20 protein-coding genes and 1 tRNA gene are annotated in these 25,891 nt (G+C 43.9%); 10 read left to right on the forward strand and 11 right to left on the reverse strand.

What is annotated here, in order from left to right:
- Positions 1-19 precede the first annotated feature (19 nt).
- Both H8K36_RS02575 and H8K36_RS02580 read left to right on the forward strand, forming a co-directional pair.
- Entirely contained in the window at positions 20-1,030 is a 1,011-nt protein-coding gene (locus tag H8K36_RS02575) for a YqaJ viral recombinase family nuclease (protein WP_186915224.1), read from the forward strand.
- A 69-nt stretch (positions 1,031-1,099) separates the two neighbouring features.
- Complete coding sequence (locus H8K36_RS02580) at positions 1,100-2,041, forward strand: recombination directionality factor (protein ID WP_186915223.1); 942 nt, start codon at positions 1,100-1,102, stop codon at positions 2,039-2,041.
- Here H8K36_RS02580 and H8K36_RS02585 read toward each other — a convergent pair.
- Positions 2,038-2,283 (reverse strand): helix-turn-helix domain-containing protein, encoded by a 246-nt coding sequence (locus H8K36_RS02585; protein ID WP_186915222.1) that lies wholly within the window; start codon positions 2,281-2,283, stop codon positions 2,038-2,040. The two genes, H8K36_RS02580 and H8K36_RS02585, sit on opposite strands and share 4 nt — an antisense overlap.
- 155 nt (positions 2,284-2,438) lie before the next feature.
- Here H8K36_RS02585 and H8K36_RS02590 point away from each other — a divergent pair, with 155 nt between their 5' ends.
- Together H8K36_RS02590 and H8K36_RS02595 are read left to right on the forward strand one after the other, a co-directional pair.
- Positions 2,439-2,615, forward strand: a complete 177-nt coding sequence (locus tag H8K36_RS02590) for a hypothetical protein (RefSeq protein ID WP_186915221.1) — start codon at positions 2,439-2,441, stop codon at positions 2,613-2,615.
- Between the two features lie 76 nt (positions 2,616-2,691).
- Positions 2,692-2,910 carry a hypothetical protein gene (locus H8K36_RS02595; protein ID WP_186915220.1) on the forward strand — a complete coding sequence of 73 codons (219 nt, stop codon included), beginning with the start codon at positions 2,692-2,694 and terminating at the stop codon, positions 2,908-2,910.
- Between the two features lie 775 nt (positions 2,911-3,685).
- On the opposite strand, the gene H8K36_RS02600 is transcribed toward H8K36_RS02595, so the two are convergent.
- Both H8K36_RS02600 and H8K36_RS02605 read right to left on the reverse strand, forming a co-directional pair.
- Complete coding sequence (locus H8K36_RS02600; RefSeq protein ID WP_186915219.1) at positions 3,686-4,798, reverse strand: YagK/YfjJ domain-containing protein; 1,113 nt, start codon at positions 4,796-4,798, stop codon at positions 3,686-3,688.
- 436 nt (positions 4,799-5,234) lie between these two features.
- Positions 5,235-5,465 carry a helix-turn-helix transcriptional regulator gene (locus tag H8K36_RS02605; RefSeq protein WP_186915218.1) on the reverse strand — a complete coding sequence of 77 codons (231 nt, stop codon included), beginning with the start codon at positions 5,463-5,465 and terminating at the stop codon, positions 5,235-5,237.
- Positions 5,466-5,861: 396 nt separating this feature from the next.
- Between H8K36_RS02605 and H8K36_RS02610 the strand changes: the two genes are divergently transcribed.
- Positions 5,862-6,842 (forward strand): Arm DNA-binding domain-containing protein, encoded by a 981-nt coding sequence (locus H8K36_RS02610; protein ID WP_186915217.1) that lies wholly within the window; start codon positions 5,862-5,864, stop codon positions 6,840-6,842.
- Between the two features lie 195 nt (positions 6,843-7,037).
- On the opposite strand, the gene H8K36_RS02615 is transcribed toward H8K36_RS02610, so the two are convergent.
- The 5 genes from H8K36_RS02615 to H8K36_RS02635 form a co-directional block, all read right to left on the reverse strand.
- Positions 7,038-7,129: transfer RNA gene (locus H8K36_RS02615), tRNA-Ser, on the reverse strand.
- 99 nt (positions 7,130-7,228) lie between these two features.
- Positions 7,229-8,479 carry an aspartate kinase gene (locus H8K36_RS02620; RefSeq protein ID WP_186915216.1) on the reverse strand — a complete coding sequence of 417 codons (1,251 nt, stop codon included), beginning with the start codon at positions 8,477-8,479 and terminating at the stop codon, positions 7,229-7,231.
- A gap of 588 nt (positions 8,480-9,067) precedes the next feature.
- A complete protein-coding gene (locus H8K36_RS02625; protein ID WP_186915215.1) occupies positions 9,068-9,619 on the reverse strand; it encodes a DUF1415 domain-containing protein in 552 nt (183 codons plus the stop codon).
- Between the two features lie 48 nt (positions 9,620-9,667).
- Entirely contained in the window at positions 9,668-10,339 is a 672-nt protein-coding gene (gene rpiA / locus H8K36_RS02630) for a ribose-5-phosphate isomerase RpiA (RefSeq protein ID WP_186915763.1), read from the reverse strand.
- Positions 10,340-10,432: 93 nt separating this feature from the next.
- On the reverse strand, positions 10,433-11,467 hold the full coding sequence (locus tag H8K36_RS02635) for a serine/threonine protein kinase (RefSeq protein WP_186915214.1): 1,035 nt from the start codon (positions 11,465-11,467) through the stop codon (positions 10,433-10,435).
- Between the two features lie 128 nt (positions 11,468-11,595).
- Here H8K36_RS02635 and H8K36_RS02640 point away from each other — a divergent pair, with 128 nt between their 5' ends.
- A complete protein-coding gene (locus H8K36_RS02640; protein WP_186915213.1) occupies positions 11,596-12,294 on the forward strand; it encodes a UPF0149 family protein in 699 nt (232 codons plus the stop codon).
- 196 nt (positions 12,295-12,490) lie between these two features.
- Positions 12,491-12,751 carry an acyl-CoA-binding protein gene (locus H8K36_RS02645; RefSeq protein WP_186915212.1) on the forward strand — a complete coding sequence of 87 codons (261 nt, stop codon included), beginning with the start codon at positions 12,491-12,493 and terminating at the stop codon, positions 12,749-12,751.
- Positions 12,752-12,819: 68 nt separating this feature from the next.
- Here the strand turns inward: H8K36_RS02645 and H8K36_RS02650 are convergent, their stop codons facing one another.
- Positions 12,820-13,815 (reverse strand): 2-hydroxyacid dehydrogenase, encoded by a 996-nt coding sequence (locus H8K36_RS02650; RefSeq protein WP_186915211.1) that lies wholly within the window; start codon positions 13,813-13,815, stop codon positions 12,820-12,822.
- 272 nt (positions 13,816-14,087) lie between these two features.
- On the opposite strand from H8K36_RS02650, the gene fdxA reads away from it, so the two are divergent.
- Together fdxA and H8K36_RS02660 are read left to right on the forward strand one after the other, a co-directional pair.
- On the forward strand, positions 14,088-14,411 hold the full coding sequence (gene fdxA, locus H8K36_RS02655; RefSeq protein WP_186915210.1) for a ferredoxin FdxA: 324 nt from the start codon (positions 14,088-14,090) through the stop codon (positions 14,409-14,411).
- A gap of 123 nt (positions 14,412-14,534) precedes the next feature.
- Entirely contained in the window at positions 14,535-15,596 is a 1,062-nt protein-coding gene (locus tag H8K36_RS02660) for an NAD(P)/FAD-dependent oxidoreductase (protein WP_186915209.1), read from the forward strand.
- Between the two features lie 73 nt (positions 15,597-15,669).
- Here the strand turns inward: H8K36_RS02660 and H8K36_RS02665 are convergent, their stop codons facing one another.
- Together H8K36_RS02665 and H8K36_RS02670 are read right to left on the reverse strand one after the other, a co-directional pair.
- Entirely contained in the window at positions 15,670-16,797 is a 1,128-nt protein-coding gene (locus H8K36_RS02665; protein WP_186915208.1) for a response regulator, read from the reverse strand.
- A 64-nt stretch (positions 16,798-16,861) separates the two neighbouring features.
- Positions 16,862-21,145 (reverse strand): response regulator, encoded by a 4,284-nt coding sequence (locus H8K36_RS02670; RefSeq protein WP_186915207.1) that lies wholly within the window; start codon positions 21,143-21,145, stop codon positions 16,862-16,864.
- A gap of 342 nt (positions 21,146-21,487) precedes the next feature.
- On the opposite strand from H8K36_RS02670, the gene H8K36_RS02675 reads away from it, so the two are divergent.
- Positions 21,488-25,882, forward strand: coding sequence for an ATP-binding protein (locus H8K36_RS02675; RefSeq protein ID WP_186915206.1), 4,395 nt, complete (start codon positions 21,488-21,490; stop codon positions 25,880-25,882).
- Positions 25,883-25,891 lie beyond the last annotated feature (9 nt).

The raw sequence follows: 25,891 nt of genomic DNA on the forward strand, positions 1-25,891 counted from the left end.
TTGTCGATGGAGAAATCACATGATGCACATAGCTAAGAAAACAGAGCCATCAAAATCAAAACGTCCAGCACTTCGCCTTGTAAAAACTCAAGACTTAAGTCGTGACGAATGGTTAGAAGTCAGAAAACGTGGAATTGGTAGCAGCGATGCTGGCACCGCTGTCGGCCTCAATCCTTATCAATCACCTTTAGAATTATGGATGAACAAAACGGGTCGTGATGGCGATATGTCTAAGAGTGATCCTAATGACGAAACAAGCCCGACGTACTGGGGGAGCTTACTAGAACCCATCGTCGCAGCGCACTACACCAAGCGTACAGGCAATCGTGTTCGCAAGATCAACGCTGTCTTACAGCATCCTAATCCAGACTATGCTTGGATGTTAGCGAACATAGATCGCGAAGTCGTTGGCGCGAATGATGTGCAAATCCTTGAATGCAAGACCGCTGGTGAGTTTGGTGCACGCCTGTGGAGAGATGGTGTACCGGATTACGTCGTTTGTCAGGTTCAGCATCAACTTGCTGTCACTGGTAAATCTGCTGCTGATGTTTGTGTGCTTATTTGTGGTCAAGAAATTCGCATTTACCGCATACAGCGGGACGACGAATTGATTGCACGATTAATCGAGTTGGAACGTCAGTTTTGGCGCTACGTCGAAACCGATACACCACCACCTGCTGATGGTTCTGAATCGGCAGATCGCGCTCTACGCTACCTTTATCCAAAAGACGCTGGCAACACGATCAATTTTTCTGACGATACTGAAATGTCTGCCACGTTCGCTGACTTGGTCAACTTACGTGCAGACATTTCCAATCGTGAAGAGTTGGAATCACTGTTGAAACAAAAGATTCAAGAGAAGATGGGGGACGCGAGCGTCGCGATTTTTGAATCGGGAAAAGTAAGTTTCAAGCGATCAAAAGACAGCCATGGCATCGACATGAACGCATTACTTCAAGACCAGCCCGACCTTGCCGATCGCTATCCATTGGTTAAACCTGGCAGTCGACGATTCTTAGTTTCCACCTAATCTCCACGTAATTTTCTTTTACATCGCCTACGACCACTTGGATGTAGGCATTTTTTTTAAGGATTCATCATGATACGAGGACTCGCGATTACCCCTCCAACTTTAGGACGTATTTCCATTGGTAGCATTGTCGAAAAAAATGGCAAACGCCTGCCTGTCAAAGAAGATTACTTCACCATCACATCCAATGTGCAAAACAAGGACGGTTGGATCAAACATCCATTGAACGACGAATTAATCAAGTCAGCAGGGCAAGACAAGCTCCGTTCGATTCCGGTTCGCTTACTCTTTAGTGATCCAGATCTCAATCTACGTGCGGAGTACAGTATGTTTGATCGACAAACTGGACGACCGCTATGCGTAGGCAATGGCGAGACTTGTCGGCGCTATACAGAGACTGGCATCCAAAGCCTACCTTGTCCCTCACCGGATCTCTGTGAATTAGCCAAGGGTGGACGCTGCAAACCGTTTGGTCGGCTGAACGTTCAAATTGGAGACGACGATACATTGGGCACTTTCATTTTTCGGACGACAGGGTTTAACAGCATTCGCACATTGACCGCTCGTCTCAATTATCTTCGAGCGGTGTCAGGCGGCCTTCTGGCTTGTCTCCCGCTGCAATTGAAACTAAGAGGTAAAAGCACAACGATGAGCCATCGCAGCACGATTTACTTCGTCGATCTCACGACACGTGATGGAATGAGTTTGGAGGCATCTATCGCTGCAGCCAAGGATCTTGACAAGGCACGAAAGGAAGCTGGCTTTGATCAATTAGCATTGGATCGCGCGGCGCTCGATGGTTTTGCGAATGGGGCGTTTGAAGAAGATACTGACGAAGTGATGGCGATTACCGAGGAGTTTTATTCTGAAGAAGAGCATAACACTCCACATCAAGCGATGATCGTCAGTAATGCAAAGTCGACGGCATCGACAAAACCGAGCGTTAAAGAACAGTTGATGACAAAGGCTTCCTTGCTATCCTCAAAAGCGACTCCACTTAGCGCCGCCTAAAGACCACTATCAATAAAAAGATCAGATGGTTGGCACTGCAAAGCTTGGGCAACACGAACGATATTGAGGAACGATACATTACGCTCGCCTCGTTCGATTTTTCCCATGTGTGACCGATCAATTTCCGCGAGATCAGCTAAGGTCTCTTGGGAAATATTCAAAGCCAATCGGCGCGCACGAACGGCCGCACCGAAAAGAACGAGTCGACCATCTTTATCAATTTTTACTGAAACTCTTGTCATGCCTACATAGTCGCGCTATGATGCACTAACGACCACGGTATTTACGACCCATTTATTATTATTTGTAAGCCGTTTCACTCACATGGTGTTCAGGATTCGTGCAATTGCGCGTCGTTGGAGTCCATCTATTCACATTTAATTCTAAGGATCAGTTTATGAGCAAAGAACAGAAATGCCCCGAATGCAAAGGTAAAGGCGTTATCCCTTGTCCAGTCGAATACGGCGGCGAGGAGCATGACGAGGGATGTCCCGTTTGTCGCGGCGACCGATCTACACGCGTCACTTGTCCTGATTGCGAAGGCAAAGGAAAAATGAACCCTGATATGCATTAAGCATTGAACTTATCAAATCGTAGGAATGAATCCCTACTATTGACTTTCACCGTTACCAAATCTGGGAGAAACTTATATGTCTAAATCTGACGACAAGTATTTCAGCATGAGTAAAGCAGTTGAGGAGTTTAAGCACGAATCATTTGGCCCCGGCGAAAACGCGCTGGCTGGTCTCAAATTTATTGGGAAAGGCTTATTCAATACGGTCAAATTTACAGCGGTAGAAATTGTTCCGAGCATTGCATCGCATGCTGAAAAGGTTGCCGAACGAAATGCCAAGAATCAAAAGAAGTAATTGACCAGTGCTCGATTTGACTGGTTCGACTTTCCAATCATATTCCCCTCAGCTGCACTTCAGTTTGGAAAGGCGTTCTTCAAAAAACGCCTTTCTGCAACCTAGATTCGGCGTGGTCTCAAACCACAGATCGAATCTGCAATTCAAACGTAGTCCATCAATCCAACTTTACAAAGGTCATTTCATGAGAAATTCAATCTCTATTGCGTCAATTTTCGCTGCTCTCACTTTAATTGCATCGAACGCTATGGCAGGAAACAACGTCGGACAGTGCGTTTACCCGAAAACAAAACCAGCTGGAAAAGGCAGACTCGTATTTGCGAATCCTGTCTACATTCATTCCAGCCCCAACTCCCCTGACAAAAAGGAACTGAAAGATTTAGACGCATTTACCATTAAGGCTGAATCGAATGGATTCGTCCAACTCGAAACAGTGCCTGGAATGAACGATCAACCGACTAAGATAATTGGCTGGGCGAAACTGAACGATTTCCGCTTTCAAGATCTCCGAAATTGCAATTAATTTCGCATAGGCCATTTCGGCACAACTAACTGATATTACTTCACAAAGAGTCTATCAGTTAGTGGTACTGTTCTTAAAGAATAGGTCAAGAAGTAACAATCGAACAAGCACAGCTACCCTGCTGCTCGAATCAAACACGCTGCGAGAATAATTTTTTTGAATGCACAAATTAATTTCACACAGTATCTCTATATCGCGTGCATTCCTATTCATCGTCAGCGCACCGCAAAGAGTACCCGCACCGACATCCCTCTAACACAATGAATTAGTCTGCGCCAATCGTGGCCTACCTCGCTTCACACCGAATGTTTCAGGAGCACAGCTCTTCCGAATCATTTTTCGTGCTGGTGAATCTTTTAGCCGAATTGTCTGCCTTTCTTTGCACACGTAATGAACGACTAATCCAATAAGGTTATTTATCATAAGCTCGTCTGAAGCACAGATTAAGCCAATTCCACAAATTCCCTTAGCTTTATATTCATCGATTTTTGCATTAACGTTCCAATAATCCCCTTTGCCCTGAGTAATGTGCTGCTTCCAATACTCTCCAATCAATTTAGCGTAGTGCACATGATAAAGTCCATTACGAATTGAGCCATTGAAGAAAAAGACCGAATGAATATGCACACCTCGATCCAAACCGTATTCGACTCTGAAGATTGATCCAAGCAAATCATCAAAAATACTGTTGTGACGCATATTGGCCACGAGACGATCTAAATCATCCAGCGCGTCAGAGCCATCAACCAGGTCTTTTGTCGCGTTGTTGTAATACAAGTCAACTCGCAAAACAATGATACGGCTATGTACGTAAAATAGATCATCGACAAATTTAGTAAACGATTCTCGACGATACTCTTGCAACTTCCAAGCGTTAACCAATTTGCTGCGAAACTTGGGACTGCGACAGATTTCATCAATAGCATTTACAAATTGTACAAAGGTATCAAAGCTTTGTACGTCATCTAAGTCTTTAAATTTACCAAGCACCGCATACCGCTTACCATCAGCTCCCTCCTGGATTAAACTTTGTTTTAAGCATGCACTAATAAAGATTTCAATCGAAATAGAATAGACATATTTTGTCGGTAATAAACAAGATGCTTTAATCATCGAATGAATAGCAAAATAGTACTTAGAGATTTGTGCATTTCCTGTTCTCGTGGTTGAAGATAAATTTAAGGATGCCACCGCTTGTTTCTGACTCCTAACGTAATAAATAAAATCTTCGACATCGCGCATAGGCCTTGCATCGCCTTTTTCTTTTGCTAGAAGTGCATCAATTGTTTTCCCTCGGTGATCGTCATTTTGAAATGCCTTAGTTGCTCGATGACCTAGGAATTTTGAATCTAAAAAGATAGCCATGATTACTATTAATTTGTCACTTTAAATTGAATGGATGTAATGCTGCCGAATGTGTCTTTGCACATTCAATTACATGATTGATTTGATTGGAATAAAGGTTAATAAAATGACTATGGAGCCATAATCTTTGATCAATGATGTTAGGTTTTAAACATCAGTACTGGTTTCTTTACATTAATTCATTCGCAGTGTGGATCACTGCTTATTGATAATGTCGCATTCAAATTACATATCTGATGCTCTTCTTGTCTTTGATTGTGTGAGATTGATCATTCACATAAAGCAATAGATTAAGTAGTTACTTAATAACATATAAGTGCATAATTCAGGTTAATCTTAATCCTCCGCATACGTAACAATTTAAGCAACATTCGCTTGCTGCGACCTAAAAATTCAATCGTCGGTCGTGTACAGAGATATTGTCATCTCATTCAAATTACTGAGCACGGCTCACTTCGATTTTGTGTTCGATCCAAGCAATGACTTCCGATGCAATCCAAGCAACACTTCCTTTTTCGAACGATGATAAAGAGATCGGCTTCGGGAAATTTGGGTCATAGTGTTTTGAATCAGGATTGAGTCGGTTGTAAATACTACTTCTCTTCAAGCCAGTTATTTCTTCGACTTGTGCGCGGCGCAGTAATTTCAGTGGGATAGATTGGCGCATTTATTCACTCCTTCAGTCAGTAGCAAGATTTCAAAATGACAAATGAAAAATTTGTCCACATCATAGGAGTACTGAGTATTTTTTTACGGGCACTCGTAGCTCGTAAAGGTTGGAGGGTGCTTATGCTTGTATTCAATTGCCACAAAGAGCACATCAAGACAAAATAATATTACAAATTAAAGAGAGACATAATCTCCCAATTTAGGTAAATTAGTTAAAATACTTAAAGTTTTTGTCTATGATGAGCCCCAGAGATATGCAACCATCAATGCAGGGTAATTTGACTATTTTCTGCGGGTAATTTTATAAATATCTCACGATCTGTTTTGTGTTTTTCTTGGGTATTTTTTGTGTTTTCATCTCAGAAAATATTATCAATTATCAATACTTAAAATCATGAATAAAGTATCACTCCAAAGCACACACGCCAAAAAAAATCGTCGGCAAACGATCGTGCCGATAAATTCCGAAGACGAATTCAAAGACGCAATTAAGAAAGGAACTGGCAAAATTAATTTGGGAAATTGCCTTTTCATCATCCTAAACTCTAATAGCGCCGGATCTTTTCGGTATCGACTAAGTTTTAACGGAAAAGACACAACGCATATACTTGGAAAGTTTCCTCAGATGAGTTTTACTGAGGCAAGGAAGAAAGCCGATGAAATGAATAACCAAAAGAGGCTTGCTGCTGAACAAACAAAAGCAAAGCGTTTTGAGGAGAACCTAAGGACGAGAAAAAGAATAGGAACGCAACGCAGTATCCCAACATTCAACAACTTGGTCGAAATTGCGATGCTTTACAAGGCGATACGCCATGACTACACATTAGATTATGAGATGCGGATCGTAACCTTTCTGGCCCTAACAACACCAATTTATGCCGACAGAATAAGGGAGTTACGAAAAAAGGATTTTATAGAGCCTGGATGCCTTGTATTTTATCCAGACAATCTCTATTTGAATCCAACAGGCACTTTAGAACTAGATCGCGATCTATGTCACCAAATCCTGTCAATCCAAACCAACCGATCCGAATATCTTTTTGAAAAATCTCAAAGCTTGGGACCTGCAATTTTTATAGAAGAAATTGAAAAAATCATCAATAACGTTTGGCGAGCCAACACAATCAGACTGACGGATCTCAAGAAATTTTTTTATTTTATCTGCGATGAGAAAACAGGATTCAATGAATCATTCATTAAAGAATTCAAGGCAAATTATCGAATGCCGAATTGGGCGAGTAAATATGGTCGGCAAGTACATACCGCAATAAATTGGTTCGCGAATGAATTGTTGCTCGCTGAAGGCGCCTTTAAAGATCCATACATATCAAAAGCAAATGAATCACTACCAACTTCGCATCGAGAGTACTCTTAAAAATTACAAGAGCGTAAGAACAACCAGTGATAACTCCAATAATGCAGCTCGACAAGGAAGCACACTTCTTGTAGCAATTCAACACGTTCCAATTGCTTCCAATTCCAGCCAAGCACAAATGGCATACCAGATGGCATACCGAAGGAAGCAGAAAAAGAAAAAGCCCTTTAAAATCAAGGGCTTAATCAGAATTACTGGCGGAGACGGTGAGATTCGAACTCACGATCCAGGTTACCCCAGATGCTTCCTTAGCAGGGAAGTGCCTTCGGCCACTCGGCCACGTCTCCACACTCTCACAAAACGACACAAACGCATCGTACTGCAAGCGAGAACGAGATCATAGCGGGTAGTTCACATTTGGTCAACTACTCGCTCAGAAAATGTTCTTATGCAGCTTCCAAACCAAAGGCTTTATGCAATGCACGCACCGCCAATTCCATGTATTTCTCATCGATCAATACAGAAATCTTGATTTCTGAAGTAGAGATCATTTGAATATTGATCCCCTCTTCCGACAATGTACGGAACATTTGCGAAGCGATACCGACATGACTACGCATGCCAACGCCGACCACTGACACTTTAGAGACTTTAGCGTCACCGATAATACTACCGGCGCCGATATGTGCCTTAACGCTGGCATTCAATACTTCCATCGCCTTGTTGTAGTCTGCACGGGGCACAGTGAAAGTAAAGTCCGTCTTTCCTTCGACCGATTGATTTTGAATAATCATATCCACTTCGATATTCGCATCAGCAACAGGGCCCAAAATTTGGTACGCAATACCTGGCTTGTCAGGTACTCCAAACACCGTTAATTTTGCTTCGTCGCGATTAAATGCGATGCCAGTAATTGTGGCTTGTTCCATATTTGTATCTTCCTCAAACGAAATCAGAGTGCCGGAGACGATCTCTTCGGCTAAAGGCATTAAAGGGTCGGTCAATGATGACAGCACGCGAGTCGGCATACGGTAATTGCCGGCAAATTCAACTGAGCGAATTTGCAGAACTTTCGAACCTAAAGACGCCATTTCCAGCATTTCTTCGAAAGTTACGGTATTCAAGCGGCGAGCTTCAGACACAACGCGTGGATCGGTCGTATATACGCCGTCAACATCTGTATAAATTAAACACTCTTGCGCTTTCATCGCTGCCGCAATCGCCACAGCGGACGTATCTGAACCACCACGCCCTAATGTTGTAATATTGCCGAGATCATCAACGCCTTGAAAACCGGTAATGATCACAATCTTACCTTCAGCTAAGTCAGCTTTGACCTTTACGTCGTCAATCGAAGAAATTCGTGCTTTGGTGTACGCAGAATCAGTCTTAATTGGGACCTGCCAACCAGCATAAGAAACTGCCTTCTTGCCAATAGCTTGAAGTGCCATGGACAACAAACCGACGGAAACTTGTTCTCCCGTAGAGGCTATCATGTCGAGCTCGCGTGGGTCTGGCTCTGCCATAATTTCCTTGGCAAGACCAATAATTCGATTCGTTTCGCCCGACATCGCGGACGGCACGACGATGATTTGATAACCTGCGTCATGCCATTTGGCGACGCGCTTAGCGACGTTCTTAATGCGTTCCGTGGAACCCATCGACGTACCGCCATATTTGTGGACGATCAAAGCCATAAAAATTTCAAATAGAGTGACGAAAGAATGGTGTTAATTGAAAAACGAACCCATGACTCTACATGCTGCTCTGCAAAATAACAAGAACTTCACGTCCAAATTTTGTATGCTTTTTCCTGATAGCGATATAAGTCTAAATGATCTGCTAGAAAAGCGAGGTGAGTTTGTCATCATTTCTGAAACCTTATGATAGACATCCACGAACTTAGCATCACCACATTCAATTCAAAAAATGACACAAAAAAACTCAATTTTATATTTGAATTCAAACACTTACAGAAGCAGCGCATTCTTTGATTTAACGCTAAAGATATGCTCCGATTTCATTTCATTAAATACATCGAAATAAAAATCACAAATGACAAAAAAGCATAAGCAAATACGGATTCAATCCAAGCACTAGGACAAGCAAAAATATGGAGTTTTGCAATCGCAGCAAATTTTATTCAAGGCTAAATATCAACGAAAGCCCTTTCAAGTCTGCCAATTGGGACCCAATAGATTCGAGGATCAAATACTGCGCCGACCAAAAACAAAATGGGGCCGCAGCCCCATTCAATTTATCGCACCATCACTGCCCTTCAAGTCTCACACAAGAAACAATTTTTTCCAGCCTTCAAGACCCAGTGCACGTAATGTTGCCATGTTTTTTTCATAAATTTGCTCGGCCTCTGGAAAGGCTTCTACCGCTTTATCAATACTTTCTTCACGCAACAAATGTAGCGTTGGATAGGGGGAGCGGTTCGTAAAATTCTCGATATCGTCAAGATCGGTATCTTCAAACTGATACAAAGGGTGAAAACTTGCCACCTGCAAAATGCCGTCAAGATCTCTATCTTCCAAAGTCGCGTCTGCGACCTCAAGAAAGTCATTAAAGTCTAGGAAGTCATTCAAGACGAATGGATGAATCAACAAAGTCGTATCGATTTTTTCTGGGTTGGCCTCCGCCAGCGCTTCTAACTCATCAATCAAATCTTTGAGCAACTCTTCCTCTGTGCGGGCATGACTGACGATGTAGCGGATTTGTTCCTTAATATGCACGCCTTTAGCAAAGGGACATAGGTTCAAGCCTATGACGGCTTTCTCTAGCCACTGTTTAGTACTAGCAAGAATTTCTTGATCGGAGAGTGCATCACTCATATTTTTTCCTGTTCAAAATTGATGAGATATGAAGCTGTCAAAACGCTCTCAAAATGTCAGAGTTTTGACGCCGTCGGGCGTGCCTAACAGGCATACATTCGCCCCTTGCTGAGCGAATAAACCAACGGTTACGACACCAACGATATTATTGATTTTGCGCTCTAATTCTTGCGGGTCTTCGATTTGCAAGCCATGCACATCAACGATAACATTGCCATTATCGGTAATCAGAGCCTGTCCATCTTTCATGCGCAACCTTGCATCGCCAGCGATATCATTCAGTGCGCGAATGACAGACTCTCGCGCCATAGGGATAACTTCAACAGGCAAAGGGAAGCCTCCTAATTTCTCGACCAGTTTCGAACCATCGGCGATACAAATAAATTGTTTTGCGACCGAAGCGACGATCTTTTCACGCGTCAACGCAGCACCACCGCCTTTGATCATAGCACCACTTGCCGTGATTTCATCAGCGCCGTCGATATACACCGGCATACTGGTAACATCATTAAGGTCAAGCACCTCAATACCATGGCCTCTCAAGCGTGCGGCAGTGGCTTCTGAAGAGGCAACCGCAGCTTTAATTTTGTGTTTAATTTTTGCCAATTCGTCGATAAAGAAATTAGCTGTTGAACCTGTACCCACCCCCACTATTTCCCCTTCAACTACATAGGAAATAGCTGCTTGAGCAACCGCCAGTTTGAGTTCGTCTTGCGTCATCATGATGTCAACTTATGGAAAAAAGGGAAGAAAAGCAATGAGGCACGAGAGTACCAACCCGCTATTGTAAACGATGGCACCCATCATTCAAAATCAAACGCGGAGAGGTTCTTCATCTAACAAAGCCAACTGCTCACGCATTTCAAGTACACGGTCTTGCCAGTATCTTTGACTGTTAAACCATGGAAATGCTTGCTTGAATGCAGGATCGGACCAACGTTGCGCTAGCCAAGCCGAATAATGCAAAAGCCGCAAACAACGAAGTGGTTCGATTAAAGCCAACTCCCGTGTATCGAATTCCAAGAAATCTTCATAACCCATCAAGATATCGCAGAGCTGTTCTTGCATTTCTCGCCGCGAGCCTGACAGCAGCATCCACAAATCTTGGATTGCAGGCCCCATGCGACTATCATCGAAATCAACAAAATGCGGCCCTTGCTGAGCCCCCTCGTCGATCCATAAGACATTACCCATGTGACAGTCGCCGTGCAATCGTAATCGCTGAACATCACCAGCCTTTTCGAAAATTAGTGCGACTTTGTCTAACATCTGCTTTGCTGTGCTCACATAAGCATTCGATAGATCGCTCGGAATCCAGTTGTGTTCCACGAGGTAGTTTAGCGACGCAGTACCAAAATTCTGGAGGCCAATCATTGGTCGCAAAGTATAATTCGCTGCACGCCCGACTGCATGGATTCTACCCAAATACCTGCCGAGCCATGTCAATGTATCGGCACGATCCAGCTCAGGGGCCCGTCCACCTTGCCGCGGAAATACAGCAAAACGAAACCCTTGAAACACGGATAAGGTATTTCCATTTGCATCAGCTAAAGCCGGCACCACCGGAATTTCACTCTCCGCCAAAGAAGCGACAAATGCATGCTCTTCTTGAATTTGTGCCTCACTCCATCGCCCTGGCCTGTAAAACTTCGCGATCAGAGGTGCTCCCTCCTCCATGCCCAATTGATAGACCCGATTTTCATAGCTATTCAATGCCAGCAAGCGGCCATCGCAATCAAAACCGCGCGCATGCATCGCGTCGAGCACCACCTCTGGGCTTAATTCTGAATAGCTATCGCCAGGCTCGAAGCTCAAATTTGAACAAACTTTTGCATTTTCATCATTCATAGGTGTAATTGTACGTGCATTCTCACCACCAAACCGATACAAAGCGCTACACTTTCGCTATTTAGCGCTTCAAACAATAAAAAGTAGCGCTTCCCGATCACAACCCATTATTCAAGAAGACTGTCAATATGCATCTCGACGAACCCCTAAGCGACAAAGAATTCAACGAACTCGATAAATTTCTCATGTCCGATAGCGTTGGTGACGATGGCATGACCATGGATGCCTTGCACGGCTATCTGACAGCCATTGCACTTGGCCCTGAGATGATTCCTATGACTGAGTGGCTTCCAACCGTGTGGGGGTTGCCAGACCAAGCGGAGCCAAAATTTAAATCGCCAAAGGAAATGCAACGCATTACCAACCTTATTGCGCGCTTCATGAACGAGATTCAAATAACATTTGAAGTAGCTCCGCAAGAATACGAACCCTTATTTTGCGTCATGGAAAAAAATGGCAAAGAGCTCATCGACGGTGAAACATGGGCTTGGGGATTTTGGGAAGGAATGCAGCTGCGAGCAGAAGCCTGGGAAGCAGCTTGGGAATCGACAATTGCGGATCATTTACGTCCGATTTACTTGCTCGGTGCAGAAGAGATTGAAGAAGATGAACTGAAACTCGTTGATACGCCAGAAAAATGCCATGAGTTAGCTTTGCAACTTGAAGCCTCCATTCCTGAGATTCGTCGTTTTTGGGCGCCACTTCGAAAATCGGGCGTCATCACCGTAAAGCGTGACGCACCAAAAGTTGGCCGAAATGATCCTTGCCCTTGCGGTAGCGGTAAAAAATACAAAGCCTGCTGCGGTGCTGAGCCGACCTTGCATTAATAGCTTCAAGATCTTCCTCATGGTCTTGGTCAGTCCGCAAGACTCAACGAACAAAAAATTTTGAGTTTTTACTCTACGGAAAAATATCGTTTTGCTGTTAAGCTCAATACCACATTGCACTTCCTAGAAAAGGAAGAGCTTAATCAGGCTTAAACAAGGCTGAAACAACCGAACGATATCAACATAGGAGAAATCAATGAGCATCCAAGACCAATTCGCGCAAGCACAAGCTGATTCCAAAAATCTGCCAGAGCGTCCAGACAATATGACTCTACTCAAGATTTACGCCTTGTTCAAACAAGGAAGTAGCGGCGACGCCAATGGTGAGCGTCCTGGCATGACTGATTTCGTTGCACGCGCCAAATTTGATGCTTGGGCAGAATTAAAAGGTACTTCACAAGAAGCCGCTATGCAACAATACATCGACTTAATTGAAGATTTGAAAAACGCTGGATAAGATCTTAGCGACTCACCATTTCGTCTTACGAACAAAAGCGCCAAATCCCCAAACGGCGCTTCTGTTATTTAATTCCACAACTGAAGACGACTAAGCACATCAGTATTAAGCAAATTTGGCGGCACACGACGTTCGAGCGCTGCAACTAAATTTTCTGCTGCTTTATGCGCCATTGCCAAACGAGTTCGATGCGAGGCACTGGCGATATGTGGAGTGAGGACAACGTTATTCAAATCTAAAAATCCTGGATTCAAACGAGGTTCGTTTTCAAAAACATCGAGCCCAGCTGCTGCAATCTTTTTATCTCGTAGGGATTGAATTAAGGCAGCGTCATCAACAATTCCGCCCCTCGCGATATTGACCAAGGTCGCTGTCGGCTTCATCAATGCCAATTCATCAGCACCGATCAAGTGACGAGCCTCAGCCGAATATGGCACTACGACAATAAGATGGTCCGCCGTTCGTAAAAGCACATCTTTTTCGACATAAGTCGCACCACCGGCCTCTAGTTCTAAGTTTTTGTCTAGACGACTGCGGTTATGATAAATAACTTGCATGTCGAAGCCACGAGCTCGCCTCGCAATCGCGCGACCGATTCGCCCCATACCAAGAATACCAAGCGTAGTCCCGTGAATATCTGCACCTAGAAACGCGTTATAACTCCATTTCTCCCACTTTCCTGCGCGAAGCCAATGTTCGGACTCCGTTACTCGCCGCGCCGTTGCCATCATCAGTGCCCAGGCAAAGTCGGCAGTGGTTTCATTCAGGACATCAGGTGCATTGGTCGCCAAAACGCCATATTCGGTACAAGCGTTAAGATCGAAATTGTCATAGCCAACTGCAATGGTTGCTACGACCTTGAGCTCCGGTAGTTGCGACAAAAGCGAACCATCTACTTTTGCACTTGAGGTACAGAGCATGCCAAACTTGCCCCGCAAACGTGAGACAAGCTCTGACTCGGAAAAAATAATATCGGCTTGATTTTCCTCAAGCTCAAAGCAATTTGACAAGCTTTGCAGCACTTCTGGCGCAATTGCCCGTGCAACTAGTAATTTTGGCTTCATTCGATATACCACCAAGTTCAGTTAAAAGTCGTCTAATTTCAAAATATCAGGCCTATTCAATGCCAAAATCACCTAAACCTAAATTTTAGAGGTTATTTTTCATGCAGAATAACAGCCTATGGCTGTATCAGCCAGACACATTTGCTTATGCATATTTTATCTAAGTCACAATTGTGAGATATGTCGATTTGCCTTAAAATACAAGGCTTTGCAGCTGTCGCGAATTTTTCGCGTCGCGCTTCACCCAAATTTTTATCCTAGATAGGCCTGTTATGACCCATGTTGTGACCGAATCCTGCATCCGTTGCCGTTATACCGACTGCGTTGATGTTTGCCCAGTAGACTGCTTCCGTGCAGGTCCAAACTTTTTGGTAATCGACCCTGATGAGTGTATCGACTGCGCAGTGTGCGTGGCAGAATGCCCGGTCAATGCGATCTATGCGGAAGAAGATGTGCCTGCAGACCAACAGCAATTTATCAAGATCAATGCAGATTTGATTCGCAGCTGGCCTTCGATTACTAAGACAACGTCACCACTCGCAGATGCAGACGATTGGAAAGATGTTAAAGACAAGTTGCAATATTTGGAGCGCTAAGAGCGAGCCAGTGCAGCTTTGCTGAAGATCATAAGGCTGCAGAAGATCGATTCACCCTGAACAAATTCACGATTGTGAATTGCGCATTAAGTATGCGCCTCATTATTGGAAACCCACAGTCTCATGGACAACAAACAAAATACACAAGTGATCGAAGCTGATGCCGTCATCGTTGGTGCTGGCCCGGTCGGTCTATTCCAAGTTTTTGAACTCGGCTTACTCGAGATTAAGGCACATGTCATTGACTCTTTGCCCGTTGTTGGCGGTCAGTGCGTCGAACTCTACCCAGACAAACCGATTTACGACATTCCAGCTGTGCCTGTGTGCACCGGTCAAGAATTGACTGACAACTTACTCAAACAAATCGAACCGTTCGAACCAACCTTCCACTTGAATCAAGAAGTGACTGTCGTTCAACGTCGTGCTGACGGTCGCTTTGACTTGGAAACATCCTTGGGCACCAAATTCATCACGAAAACTATCTTCATCGCTGCCGGCGTCGGTTCATTCCAACCTCGCACTTTGAAAGTCGAAGGCATCGAAGAGTTTGAAGGTAAACAAGTGTTCTACCGCGTGAAAGATCCAAGCCGTTTCGAGGGTCGTAATTTAGTTATTTGCGGCGGCGGTGACTCCGCTCTCGATTGGGCTTTGAATTTAGCTGGAAAAGCAGAATCTGTTATCTTGCTACATCGTCGCGATGATTTCCGTGCTGCACCTGCCTCAGTCGCAAAAATGAAAGAAATGTGTGACAACTACGAGATGCAACTGATCATCGGACAAGTGACAGGTATTGAAACTAAGGACGATAAATTGGCAGAAATCAAAGTGACAGGCGCAGATGGCGTCACACGTCGCTTGCCTTTAGACGATCTCTTGGTATTTTTTGGTCTGTCTCCAAAACTAGGTCCAATTGCTGAATGGGGTCTTGAAATCGAACGCAAACAGTTGAAAGTCATGGATACGGAAAAGTTCGAAACAAACGTTCCTGGCATCTTCGCTGTAGGCGATATCAACACTTATCCAGGTAAGAAAAAGCTGATTTTGTCTGGCTTCCATGAAGCGGCTTTAGCAGCTTTCGGCGCTGCACCATATATTTTTCCTGAAAAGAAAATTCATATGCAGTACACGACAACATCACCAAAATTGCACAAAATTTTGGGGGTAGAAACCCCAGTCTTCGATTAATTTCGAAAGATAATCAAGAAAAAAGCGCGATTTACATCGCGCTTTTTTGTTTTCAAACGAGAGAAATGCGAGCTCAATAAATTTCAGAGTCTCCGCTCTCGCTTTCGCGGTATCGCAGTGCGATTTCTCTGAACTCATCAGTAATCTTCAAGAATACATCTAAGATATCAGGATCAAAATGAGAGCCCCTTCCTTTGCGCATAATATCGATCGCCTCTTCATGACTGAAAGCAGGTTTATAGACGCGCTTAGAAATCAATGCATCATAGACGTCAGCCACTGCCATTAAGCGCGCAGAAATCGGAATCGCATCGCCAGACAAATTTTCTGGATAACCCGAGCCATCCCACTTCTCTTGATGCGAATAAGTGATCTCGCGAGCGAAACGCAAAAATTCATTACTTTCACCCAAGTAGCGTTCCACCGACAAGATCGTCTCACGACCATAAGTAGTGTGCATTTTCATTATTTCGAACTCATCTGAATCGAGCTTACCTGGCTTGAGCAGAATATTATCGGGGATACCAACTTTCCCAATGTCATGCAATGGTGCCGATTTGTACAAAAGTTCGATATTCTCTTCCGTAAGCTCAGACGAGAAGCGTGGTAAGTGCTTGAGTTGGCGAGCAAGGGCCGCCACATAGTTCTGTGTACGACGAATGTGATTACCCGTCTCGTTATCGCGTGTTTCAGCCAAAGAAGCCATCGCCATAATGATCGCATCCTGCATTTTGGCCAATTTACGAGTACGGTCTTGTACTAGCTTCTCCAAATGCTTATTTTGATCTTGCAATAGATTTCTTGCTTTCACCAAATTCAATTGCGTTGCCACCCGCGCCAAGACGATTGGCGGGCTAACAGGTTTACTGATGTAATCGACCGCACCGAGCTTGAGCCCCATCTCTTCGTCGGAGACTTGGCTCTTTGCTGTCAAAAAGATGACTGGAATTTCCGCTGTTGCAGGATTGGACTTTAGGCGTTTACAAGTCTCATAACCATCCATCTCTGGCATCATCACGTCCAACAGAATCAAATCAGGACTTGGTAAGGTTGAAGCGATGTGTAAAGCTTTTACGCCATTTGTGGCAATTTTAATCTTGTAGTTATCTTTCAATAAGGCCGAAAGAAGCGTGATGTTATCTGGAGTATCATCAACAATCAGAACAACTTGTTTTGAATCGAAATCATTACCATCATTCATGGCTCACCTTTTGAATAAATTGGATGCTTAATTGATTCAGCGTGCTCACATAGAACATCGCACATCAATCAAGTTCAAGTCCAGCTAACTCTGCATTTCCCTTCATTATGGAAAGAATCACATCAAAGTCATACTGACTTGCCGCTCGCATAATTTGCTTTTGCACATCCGAACCGAAAGCGATACACAACTCATCTGAAGACTCATTCAACGCCTCCAACGCTTCCCCGTCATAGTTCCCTACTAGCTTGTAACATCGCTTTAATTTATTCAGTACTTCTTCACTCGAGATATTGACACCATCGTGAGTGATCCCCTCCAGATCGCTTAATGCATTTTCACGCAATAAGCAATTCTCAATGTTTCCTATGGTTAATGCAAGCTGTGTTTCACAAGCAACTAAAATTGGTGTCATCATTTCCACAGTCTGACCACTCTGAATTAATAATTCGATACGAGCGGCCATGGCATGGACCTCGGCACCTATCAAACTTGCAACACCTTTCAAGGTATGAGCGATCCTCTCTGCTAAACCATTTTCGCCCTTTAAGAGAGCATCACGTAATGCAGCAATTACGTTTTTTTGATCTTGCACGAATAAACGCAGCAACTTGAAATACAACTGCTTGTCACCCATTGTTCGTGACAAGCCTTGCCGCGTATCAACTCCATCAATCTTTAACATCTGCACTTCTTCTTCAACATAAGCTTTAACATTTACTTCTGCAACTTGACTCACTTTACTCAAACACCATTCAGAAATAGTTGCATATAGCTCAGACGGGTTAATCGGCTTCGCAATATGCGCATTCATACCTGACGTAAAACAGCGTTCCCGCTCAATCAGTAAAGCGTGCGCAGTCATTGCGATAATTGGCAACCCCCTAAATCGAGAATCTGCACGAATCAGCCGTGTCGCTTCATGGCCATCCATTTCTGGCATTTGTACATCCATGAAGACGATATCGTAATAATGCGGGTCCTTTAAGAATAACTTATCGACTGCAATCCGACCATTCGATGCAATATCAACGACGATATCTGCAGACTCCAAGAGTTCCATTGCAATCTGCTGATTAATTAAATTATCCTCCACCAAGAGCGCACGCACGCCGACGCATTTCATTTGTGTATGCGCCTGATTAGTCACACTAGAATGGGTATGATACGAAAACAGATTAACCAAACAATCAAATACGTTTGAAGTATTAAATGGTTTATCTAAGTAAGCATCTGAAACCGTAGACTCCTCGCGATAATTTAAACTTTCACGAGCCGTTGCTCCAACCAATGCAATTTTAGGAACCGAACGCAAGTTAGCACTACGAATGCATGAGATAAGTTCAACCCCATCCATAGTGGGCATATGGAGATCGACAAATACCGCATCATATCTACGCTCTTGATCACATGCGATTACCATAGCTAATGCATGATCGCCGGCGTTCGCTGTGTCACACGCGATACCATATACCTTCAATTTCTCTGCAAGTAATCTTGCAGCTAAAGGATGATCATCAACGACCAAAATACGAAGGTGCTCGAACAACTCTCGATTGAATTTAGGTTGTTCACTCTCGGTGAAGTCAAATGGAATCGTACATACAACGGAGGTCCCATGCCCCTCTCTACTTGAGAGTGAAATCTCGCCCCCCATTAGGTCGATCATGCCTTTTGAAATAGATAACCCTAAGCCTGTTCCGCCATACTTGCGTGTAGTCGACTCATCGCCTTGACTAAAGGGCATAAACAATTTTGATGACTGTGCCTCGCTCATCCCCAAACCGGTATCGCGAACTTCAAATCGTAAAACCTTTTGATTTCCTTCTTGACGGATCACCGAGCAATGCAAGCAAACTTCACCTTGATTGGTGAACTTGATTGAGTTATTGACCAGATTAATCAAGACTTGTCCTAAGCGAAGCGGATCCCCCTTCAATCGTCTCGGAACATCAGCACCTATGTCGAACAGGTACTCTAGTCCTTTTTCCTCAGCTTTCTCACTGGTGACCACAGCAACACTATTAAAGACCTCATCAAGATCAAAATCAACGACTTCGATATCAAGCTTTCCTGCTTCAATTTTGGAGAAATCTAAGATGTCGTTGATAATTCCCATCAATGACATTCCAGCTTTATGGATTTTTTCAACGTAATCTTTTTGTTTTACGGTCAATTCCGTCTTCAGCGCTAAATGGGCCATGCCGATAATCGCATTCATTGGCGTTCGAATTTCATGACTCATATTTGCTAGGAACAAAGATTTTGCCTCGGTCGTTTCCTCAGCGTGTCTACGTGCTAGCTCTGAAACTTTTAGCTCATTCTGCATCTGCAATGTTTGCAAACGCATTTGTTCATCCATACTCTCTTTCAGCTGGATCTCAAGTAGCTTTCGTTGAGTGAGGTCTGAAACAAAGGTTAAGGTCGCAGGATGCCCTTCCCACTGAATAAGTACAGAGGAAATCTCAACCCATATCAATTCATTCGTAAAGCGACGATTGAGCCTAATTTGATAGTATTGTTCCACCACTTCGCCACGTAAGCGGCGAGAATGGCGATCGACAACTAGAGGAATGTCCTCTGCATAAATCGAAGAAGTAAAAGGTAAGCCGATTAATTCAGGCTGATCGTAACCCGTTAGAGATTCAATGAGGCGGTTTGCAAACGCAATTTTTCCATTTTGAACAACAATGATTCCTTCGGTCACATTGTCGATCAACAAGCGATAGTTATATTCGGATTTATGAAGATCATCTTCGAGTTGTCTGCGAGCAGAAATATCCATCACCACCCATACAGTGCCATAGGACAGATCATTCTTATTGACTGCTCGACCAGAAAATTGAACCCAAAACAAGCTGCCGTCACTGCGACGCATTTTCAATTCTGAAACATAAGCCTCTCCGCGCAGCACCGCTTGGCTAACGGCAGCTCCACTTTCCAAATATGCTTCACGTGACTCATAAAATGGTTCAAGAGAGACCCCGAGAACATTCTGTCGTTCCACACCAAAAATCTGGCAAAGTGGAGTATTCACCCACTGCACACGACCTTGGCTATTCAAGAAAATCATCCCGACAATCGAATTTTCTAGGATAGTCTCGCGCTCCGTCAGCATTCGCTGCAATTCGTCATCTAGGGTCTTACGTTCGATCACCATTCTTTCGGTCAACTGGCGATCATGTTCCGCCTCGCGGAATTCATGGCGAATTTTCAAGGTTTCAAGCTGTATCTTACTGGCTCTTTCTTGAGCTCGCAAAAACAACTTTTGATGACGCTTTTGCTCTAGGTAGGCCTGTTCCCACTGACCGAGGTCTGCATAAATTTCAGATAGCTCGTTAATTGCCTTTAAAGGCAAATGAATATAACCACTCTCCCCTACCTGATCAATTGCTTTTCGTAAATCGATGATCGCGCTGTCGATAGAGCCAAGCCGTCGATTAATAAAACCACTTACCCACCATACATAGGGTTTTAAATGTGGATCTTCAATCAGGTCAATTAGAACTAACGCGTCCGAATTAAAGCGCGATGCTTGCTCAAAATCACCACGCATCGCCAAAGTATATGCAGCAACGGCTAAATAAAACGAACGGTAAGAATTTGTATGTGAGGAAGCGCCATTTTCCACCTCGACATAATGTGAGATGGCGCCATACGCCTCGTCAAACTTACCTAATGAAATTTTGCACAGTGCCAGCATGGTCGAGCTAAACGGGGTCAGCCATTTTTCTGCGGAAGCCGGCGCCAAATCCCTTGCTTCTTGCAATAACTCTTCTGCAGCCTCGATATTTCCCGTAACGTATAAAACTTCACCTAAGTTAGCAGTGATTTGCGCAATTCGGCTATTCGAGCTTATTTTTTTCGACTCATCGAGCGCGCGGTAAAAGAAACGAATCGATTTTTCGGTCTCACCGCATTCCTGGAGCAAAATTGCGTAGATATTCAAAGCGAGAATTAACAGACGCGGTTGCATACCACCGCAGCGCGGTATCAGTTCATTTTCACAAAGCGCTCTAGCCTTAACAACCTGGCCAAGTTTCCTCAAAACAACGACCAAACCAGTTTTTGCGAAGAACACACCATGCTGGTCTTGCATCTTTACAAAACTATGTATCAGTTTTTCGAATGCGAGAACGGACTCCTCGAGTTTATTTTCAAAGTAAAAAGAGAACGCACTAACAATATCCGCATACGCTAGGATTTGTTGATCTGCGCGTGAATCGCCAAGCTCGCGCATCGAGACTGCGATCTCCATCCCTTTCTCAATTGAGTCACGAAGTGCATCGAGACCATCCAAAGAACGCTCGATCAGTTCATCTTTAACTGTTATGGAAATTCCTGCCATATCTCAAATTTACCCAACCCGAAAAATTTGGTGGTGCAAAACAGACTGAAACTGATGTAACAAAACTCAACAATTCTAACGCGAAGAGGTAGCAAAAGGCGCAAGACTTCGATACCAAATCTAAAAATCTTCGCCCCAATTGGCAAATTTAGATGAATTGACGACACTTTTCGAAGACTTCGCATGAATCAAATGCCTGCAAACCGACAACGTGATAAATTTACAGAACTCAAATATGAAAATGCTTGCTAATTTACATATGCGAAGAACCATCGAATTAATATGGGCTTACTTGTTTTGACCAACCGATTGAGTTTTCATTTCTTGTGAAAGTGATTACCTATGGAACTTTATGCATCTAGCGAAGAGTTGTTTCGTTTAGAAAGCATCTATCCATCGTTAAGGGATCAAGAGAAACTCCACACCTTACTTGCAGTTACTTGGCATTTGCGGCAGCGCGATAGTCAACGTGCCTTATTTCAAGTTGATGAAATAGAACAGATATTAGCGTCAAATGACGAATCCAAAATAGAGCGCATCAGCCAAGAACACGAAATAAGAACACGCCTAAATTTGATTCGCGCTGAGATCTATGCACTGCTGGGGGACATCCCGTACGCTGAACTATTGCTCAAGCAAAGTAAATTTGAACTTTCCTCGCAAAACGATATTCGCGGTCTAGGTGATGCGTCAATAGTTGAGGCCACGATTGCAATCAGTGTTGGCAATACTCACCGAGAAGCGGAAGCCTGCAAACAAGCACTTGATCTTTATACACGCTGTGGCGACATCGAACGCTCTGAATTTGCTGAATCATGGCTCATCTACGCGCAAGCGTTTATAGAACCAGAAGAAGCCAAACTAGAAATCGCTCGTTTTTTAGGCAGCTCTCGATACGCCAACAAACCCGCTATCGCAGCGCATTTGAACGCGGCCGAGGGCGTCATTCATGGTCGTCGGGAACCGGCAAAAGGTGCTCGTTCTTATCTTCGAGCCAGCGGCTTAGCAAAACAAGCAGGACTTACTCGTCTCGCCATCATTTCTTCTGGAAATGCATGTGAAGTATTTCAGAATATTGGTGACCTGGAAAGCGCAACCCAAGCGATTGAGTTTGCTCTGGGCCTCTCAAAACAAGCAGGTTGGCCTGCGCTCATGGGCTTTTGTTACGCTCACCTTGGGCGAGCACAACGCCTCTTAGGCAGAATCGTTCAGAGTCGTCAAACACTACAAGAATCGTTGAATTTTTTTCCTGCGAACTATGCTGGAATCAATAAAGCCATTGCTTTTCGCGAGCTGGGTGAAACACTACTCATTGATAGTGATATCAACGCGGCATTAGCGGCATTCCAAGACTCGATCACCTTATTTCGTGCTGCGGAATCGATGGACGATTTACCACATACGTTAATCCGATATGCGAGAGCACTATCTGCGGCGAATCAAATAGAACCAGCGCTCAATGCAATTGACGAGGCGAGTCGCCTGTGCCACAAGTTCAATTTTGCTGCAATTAGTGTGTCTCTTCATCAAGTGTTAGCAGAAATTTACAGCCGTCACCAACTGCCGCCCCCCGAAAATATTAAAGAGCCGAACGCCGTAATTCATTTTCTGGAAAAGGCGTTAAGTGCAGGCGATGCCATTGAAGGATGGCAGGCGCCACCCGATTTTTTCATCATGCTTAGCGATGCCTGGGCCGACGCACAAAATTTAACAAAAGCATTAACTTATGCCAAGCAGGCGTTAGCCGCAGAGCGCAACGAAAATCGTCTGCGTGTCGCATATAAAACTGCGAACATTCAAGATCATCATCAAACTGAAAAAGCTCAAGCCGAGGCGCAATATCACCACCTAATTGCGGTGGCTGAGTCAAATCGAGCACGCGCCTTACAAGACACCAAAGATACTTTAGTTAAGCTCAGCAAAATCGGACAAGAGATTACCGCCAAGTTAGAGAGCGCGGCCGCCTTCGTGGCTATCCACAAGCATTTACAGAGCCTACTGGATGCCACAAGCTTTTGTACTTATTTAGTCGACCCCGACCAACAGCAATTGGTGCTTGTTTACGGCATTAAGAATCAGCAATATATCAGCACCCACCGCATCCCAATTAATCATCCCGATTGCATGATTGCTTTATGCGCTCGCGAGAGAAGAGAAATTAGAACTAACCATGCGGTAGAGCACCGAGCACCGGATGACAGAAACGACGAACTTGATAATCAGAGCCAGCTGATGGCTCCACTATTTGCAGGCGAACGCTTACTTGGTGTGATGATTATAGGTTCGGCAAAAGAGAATGCGTACTCCGATCGCGAACAACTCATATTTACAACAATCAGCGCATATGCCGCAATTGCACTTGATAACGCAAGCGTATATCAAGAATTACAAGCAACTCAAAGCGAACTTCTACTCGCAATCAAAAAATTGGAAGTGGCGCGTGAAAAAGAACGTTTAGATCGTGAGAAAGCAGAAGAGGCAACGAAACTAAAGTCTGAATTCCTCGCGAATATGAGTCACGAAATTCGTACTCCGATGAATGCTGTGATTGGTATGGCGTATTTAGCTCTGTTAACAGAGCTAAACCCCAAGCAACGAGAGTACATCAAAAAGATACAACTCGCAGCTAGCTCATTGTTGGGGATCATCAATGACATCCTTGATTTTTCAAAGATTGAAGCTGGAAAATTAGAAGTCGAAGTAACACCATTTGCGATTGAAGAAGTCGTTTCCCAACTTCTAGACATTACCGCACAAAAGGCAGCCGATAAAGGACTTGTACTTAATATTGAAATCGAGCAAGGACTACCTTCTCACTACATTGGAGATCCTCTTCGCATCGGACAAGTGCTGATGAACTTGGTCAATAACGCGATCAAATTTACATCAGCAGGAGAAATTAAAGTTCGTTGCGAATCGATATCTGGCATGCCAGACGGCTCTGACCAAATACACATACGATTCTCAGTTCAGGATACTGGGATTGGTATGACTCCAGAACAAAAACGCAGACTTTTTCAGCCATTTACTCAAGGCGACGGATCCACCACCCGCAACTATGGCGGGACTGGCTTAGGTCTCTCGATTTCAAAACAGTTGATCGAGCTAATGGGTGGTTCGATTCAAATGGAAAGTGAATACGGCAAAGGATCGACATTCAGTTTCGACATTCCGCTTCCGCTCTTTGCCTCTAGCCTTGAAAAACAAAAAGTAAATAGCGATCGTCTAAGTGTTTTTCTCGCGACGGAAGACATTGACCTTATCAAGCGCATCAATCAGATCATCGTCGCCTCAAACTTGACGACGGACATCCAACTTCAACAGGTGAAGGATAGTGCTGAGCTCATTGGCTTTCTGAACGAGGAGCTCCAAAAATTTCGAATTCATTATCTTTGCATCGATAGTGCCCTCGAAACAAATCAACAAATCGAAATTTGCGATCATATTTTTGGCGACGGCCCTTCGCTCACATTGGAAAACATCGCTTTTTTCGAAAATACAGACAAAGATGACGCAAGCATAGCTCAATCGATCGCTCAGAAAAACAGGGTTGAATTTTTATCGCGCGCACCAAGCCAAGAAGATTTTTTCCAATTTCTCGATACTGAAAAATTAAAGAAGAAAGTATCCTCGCCTAACACTTTAAGCGGAAATAATAGTCATTCTACGAACCAAAATTTGTCCTTCGCCAAACAGGTGGGAATGGGTAATCAAGCGCGGATCCTATTAGCTGAAGATAACGAATTTAACCAAGAGATTGCTGTCGAGTTACTCAATAAATTTGGTTTTGAAGTTGTTGTTGCACAGAACGGGCAAGATGCGATCAACCTGCTTTCGCGCCACCCTGAGCATCATTTCGATCTTATTCTGATGGATCTCGAAATGCCCATTTTAGATGGTCATGACGCAACAATTCAAATTCGCTCCATGAATCATTTTGACCACCTCCCTATCATCGCTTTAACTGCACACGCCATGAAGGGAACAAAGGATAAGTGCGTCGCAGAGGGCATGCAAGACTACCTGACAAAGCCGTTTAATCCAGATGAGTTATTTAAAACGATTCAGCATTGGTTGCAACGGGCAAGCGCCAAACCAACTGAATCAAATGAACACTCTAAGATTTCAGTCGATCATATGGCACTTCCCTCGTTTGTCACTATCGATACGAAACGAGGGCTTAGCTCGGTTGCCAACAACCAAGCTCTCTACATCAAACTACTTGAAAAGTTCAGACTAGGCCACCAGGAGCCAGCAGCAGGCAAAGGATTCTTATCTGTGGAGGAAATAGGCACCAAGGAATTCCAACGCGAAGTGCATACGCTTAAAGGTCAATGCGCGACGCTCGGGATGAGCGCGCTAGCCAGCACGTGCATGGAACTCGAGAAAATTCTTGGAACTCAGCTCAATGACTTTCAATCGCTGCAGCAGGCTGCAAAAATCTGTGCTGAGATCAACCAAGCACTTCAAGAAACACTAAGAGAATTAGATAAATTTCATTTGTCGACGTCGAGTTCCACTCCAATCGAAAAGCGAACTGTTGAAGCTCAAAAATTCGATGACTTACTCACAAAAATTAAGCTGTTACTGGAGTCAGCCAACATAGACGCAGTCGAATACTTTCAACAATACCAACAACAATTTGAACGTGAGTTAAGCCATACGAACTTTTTGCAATTAAATCACGCACTTGAACACTATGACTTCGATCGTGCTTTGCAAATATTAAATACTTAAACACATCAC

The sequence above is a fragment of the Affinundibacterium nitidum genome (genome assembly GCF_014284155.1).
Classification (GTDB): domain Bacteria; phylum Pseudomonadota; class Gammaproteobacteria; order Burkholderiales; family Burkholderiaceae_D; genus Undibacterium; species Undibacterium nitidum.

Excerpts from the sequence above, each read along its gene's own strand:
- H8K36_RS02575 (WP_186915224.1), top strand. The coding sequence starts at position 20 with ATGATGCACATAGCTAAGAAAACAGAGCCATCAAAATCAAAACGTCCA.
- H8K36_RS02590 (WP_186915221.1), top strand. The coding sequence starts at position 2,439 with ATGAGCAAAGAACAGAAATGCCCCGAATGCAAAGGTAAAGGCGTTATC.
- H8K36_RS02580 (WP_186915223.1), top strand. The coding sequence starts at position 1,100 with ATGATACGAGGACTCGCGATTACCCCTCCAACTTTAGGACGTATTTCC.
- H8K36_RS02645 (WP_186915212.1), top strand. The coding sequence starts at position 12,491 with ATGAGCATCCAAGACCAATTCGCGCAAGCACAAGCTGATTCCAAAAAT.
- H8K36_RS02665 (WP_186915208.1), bottom strand. The coding sequence starts at position 16,797 with ATGAATGATGGTAATGATTTCGATTCAAAACAAGTTGTTCTGATTGTT.
- H8K36_RS02675 (WP_186915206.1), top strand. The coding sequence starts at position 21,488 with ATGGAACTTTATGCATCTAGCGAAGAGTTGTTTCGTTTAGAAAGCATC.
- H8K36_RS02635 (WP_186915214.1), bottom strand. The coding sequence starts at position 11,467 with ATGAATGATGAAAATGCAAAAGTTTGTTCAAATTTGAGCTTCGAGCCT.
- H8K36_RS02600 (WP_186915219.1), bottom strand. The coding sequence starts at position 4,798 with ATGGCTATCTTTTTAGATTCAAAATTCCTAGGTCATCGAGCAACTAAG.
- H8K36_RS02640 (WP_186915213.1), top strand. The coding sequence starts at position 11,596 with ATGCATCTCGACGAACCCCTAAGCGACAAAGAATTCAACGAACTCGAT.
- H8K36_RS02625 (WP_186915215.1), bottom strand. The coding sequence starts at position 9,619 with ATGAGTGATGCACTCTCCGATCAAGAAATTCTTGCTAGTACTAAACAG.
- H8K36_RS02650 (WP_186915211.1), bottom strand. The coding sequence starts at position 13,815 with ATGAAGCCAAAATTACTAGTTGCACGGGCAATTGCGCCAGAAGTGCTG.
- H8K36_RS02620 (WP_186915216.1), bottom strand. The coding sequence starts at position 8,479 with ATGGCTTTGATCGTCCACAAATATGGCGGTACGTCGATGGGTTCCACG.
- H8K36_RS02585 (WP_186915222.1), bottom strand. The coding sequence starts at position 2,283 with ATGACAAGAGTTTCAGTAAAAATTGATAAAGATGGTCGACTCGTTCTT.
- H8K36_RS02660 (WP_186915209.1), top strand. The coding sequence starts at position 14,535 with ATGGACAACAAACAAAATACACAAGTGATCGAAGCTGATGCCGTCATC.
- fdxA (WP_186915210.1), top strand. The coding sequence starts at position 14,088 with ATGACCCATGTTGTGACCGAATCCTGCATCCGTTGCCGTTATACCGAC.
- H8K36_RS02610 (WP_186915217.1), top strand. The coding sequence starts at position 5,862 with ATGAATAAAGTATCACTCCAAAGCACACACGCCAAAAAAAATCGTCGG.
- rpiA (WP_186915763.1), bottom strand. The coding sequence starts at position 10,339 with ATGACGCAAGACGAACTCAAACTGGCGGTTGCTCAAGCAGCTATTTCC.
- H8K36_RS02605 (WP_186915218.1), bottom strand. The coding sequence starts at position 5,465 with ATGCGCCAATCTATCCCACTGAAATTACTGCGCCGCGCACAAGTCGAA.
- H8K36_RS02670 (WP_186915207.1), bottom strand. The coding sequence starts at position 21,145 with ATGGCAGGAATTTCCATAACAGTTAAAGATGAACTGATCGAGCGTTCT.
- H8K36_RS02595 (WP_186915220.1), top strand. The coding sequence starts at position 2,692 with ATGTCTAAATCTGACGACAAGTATTTCAGCATGAGTAAAGCAGTTGAG.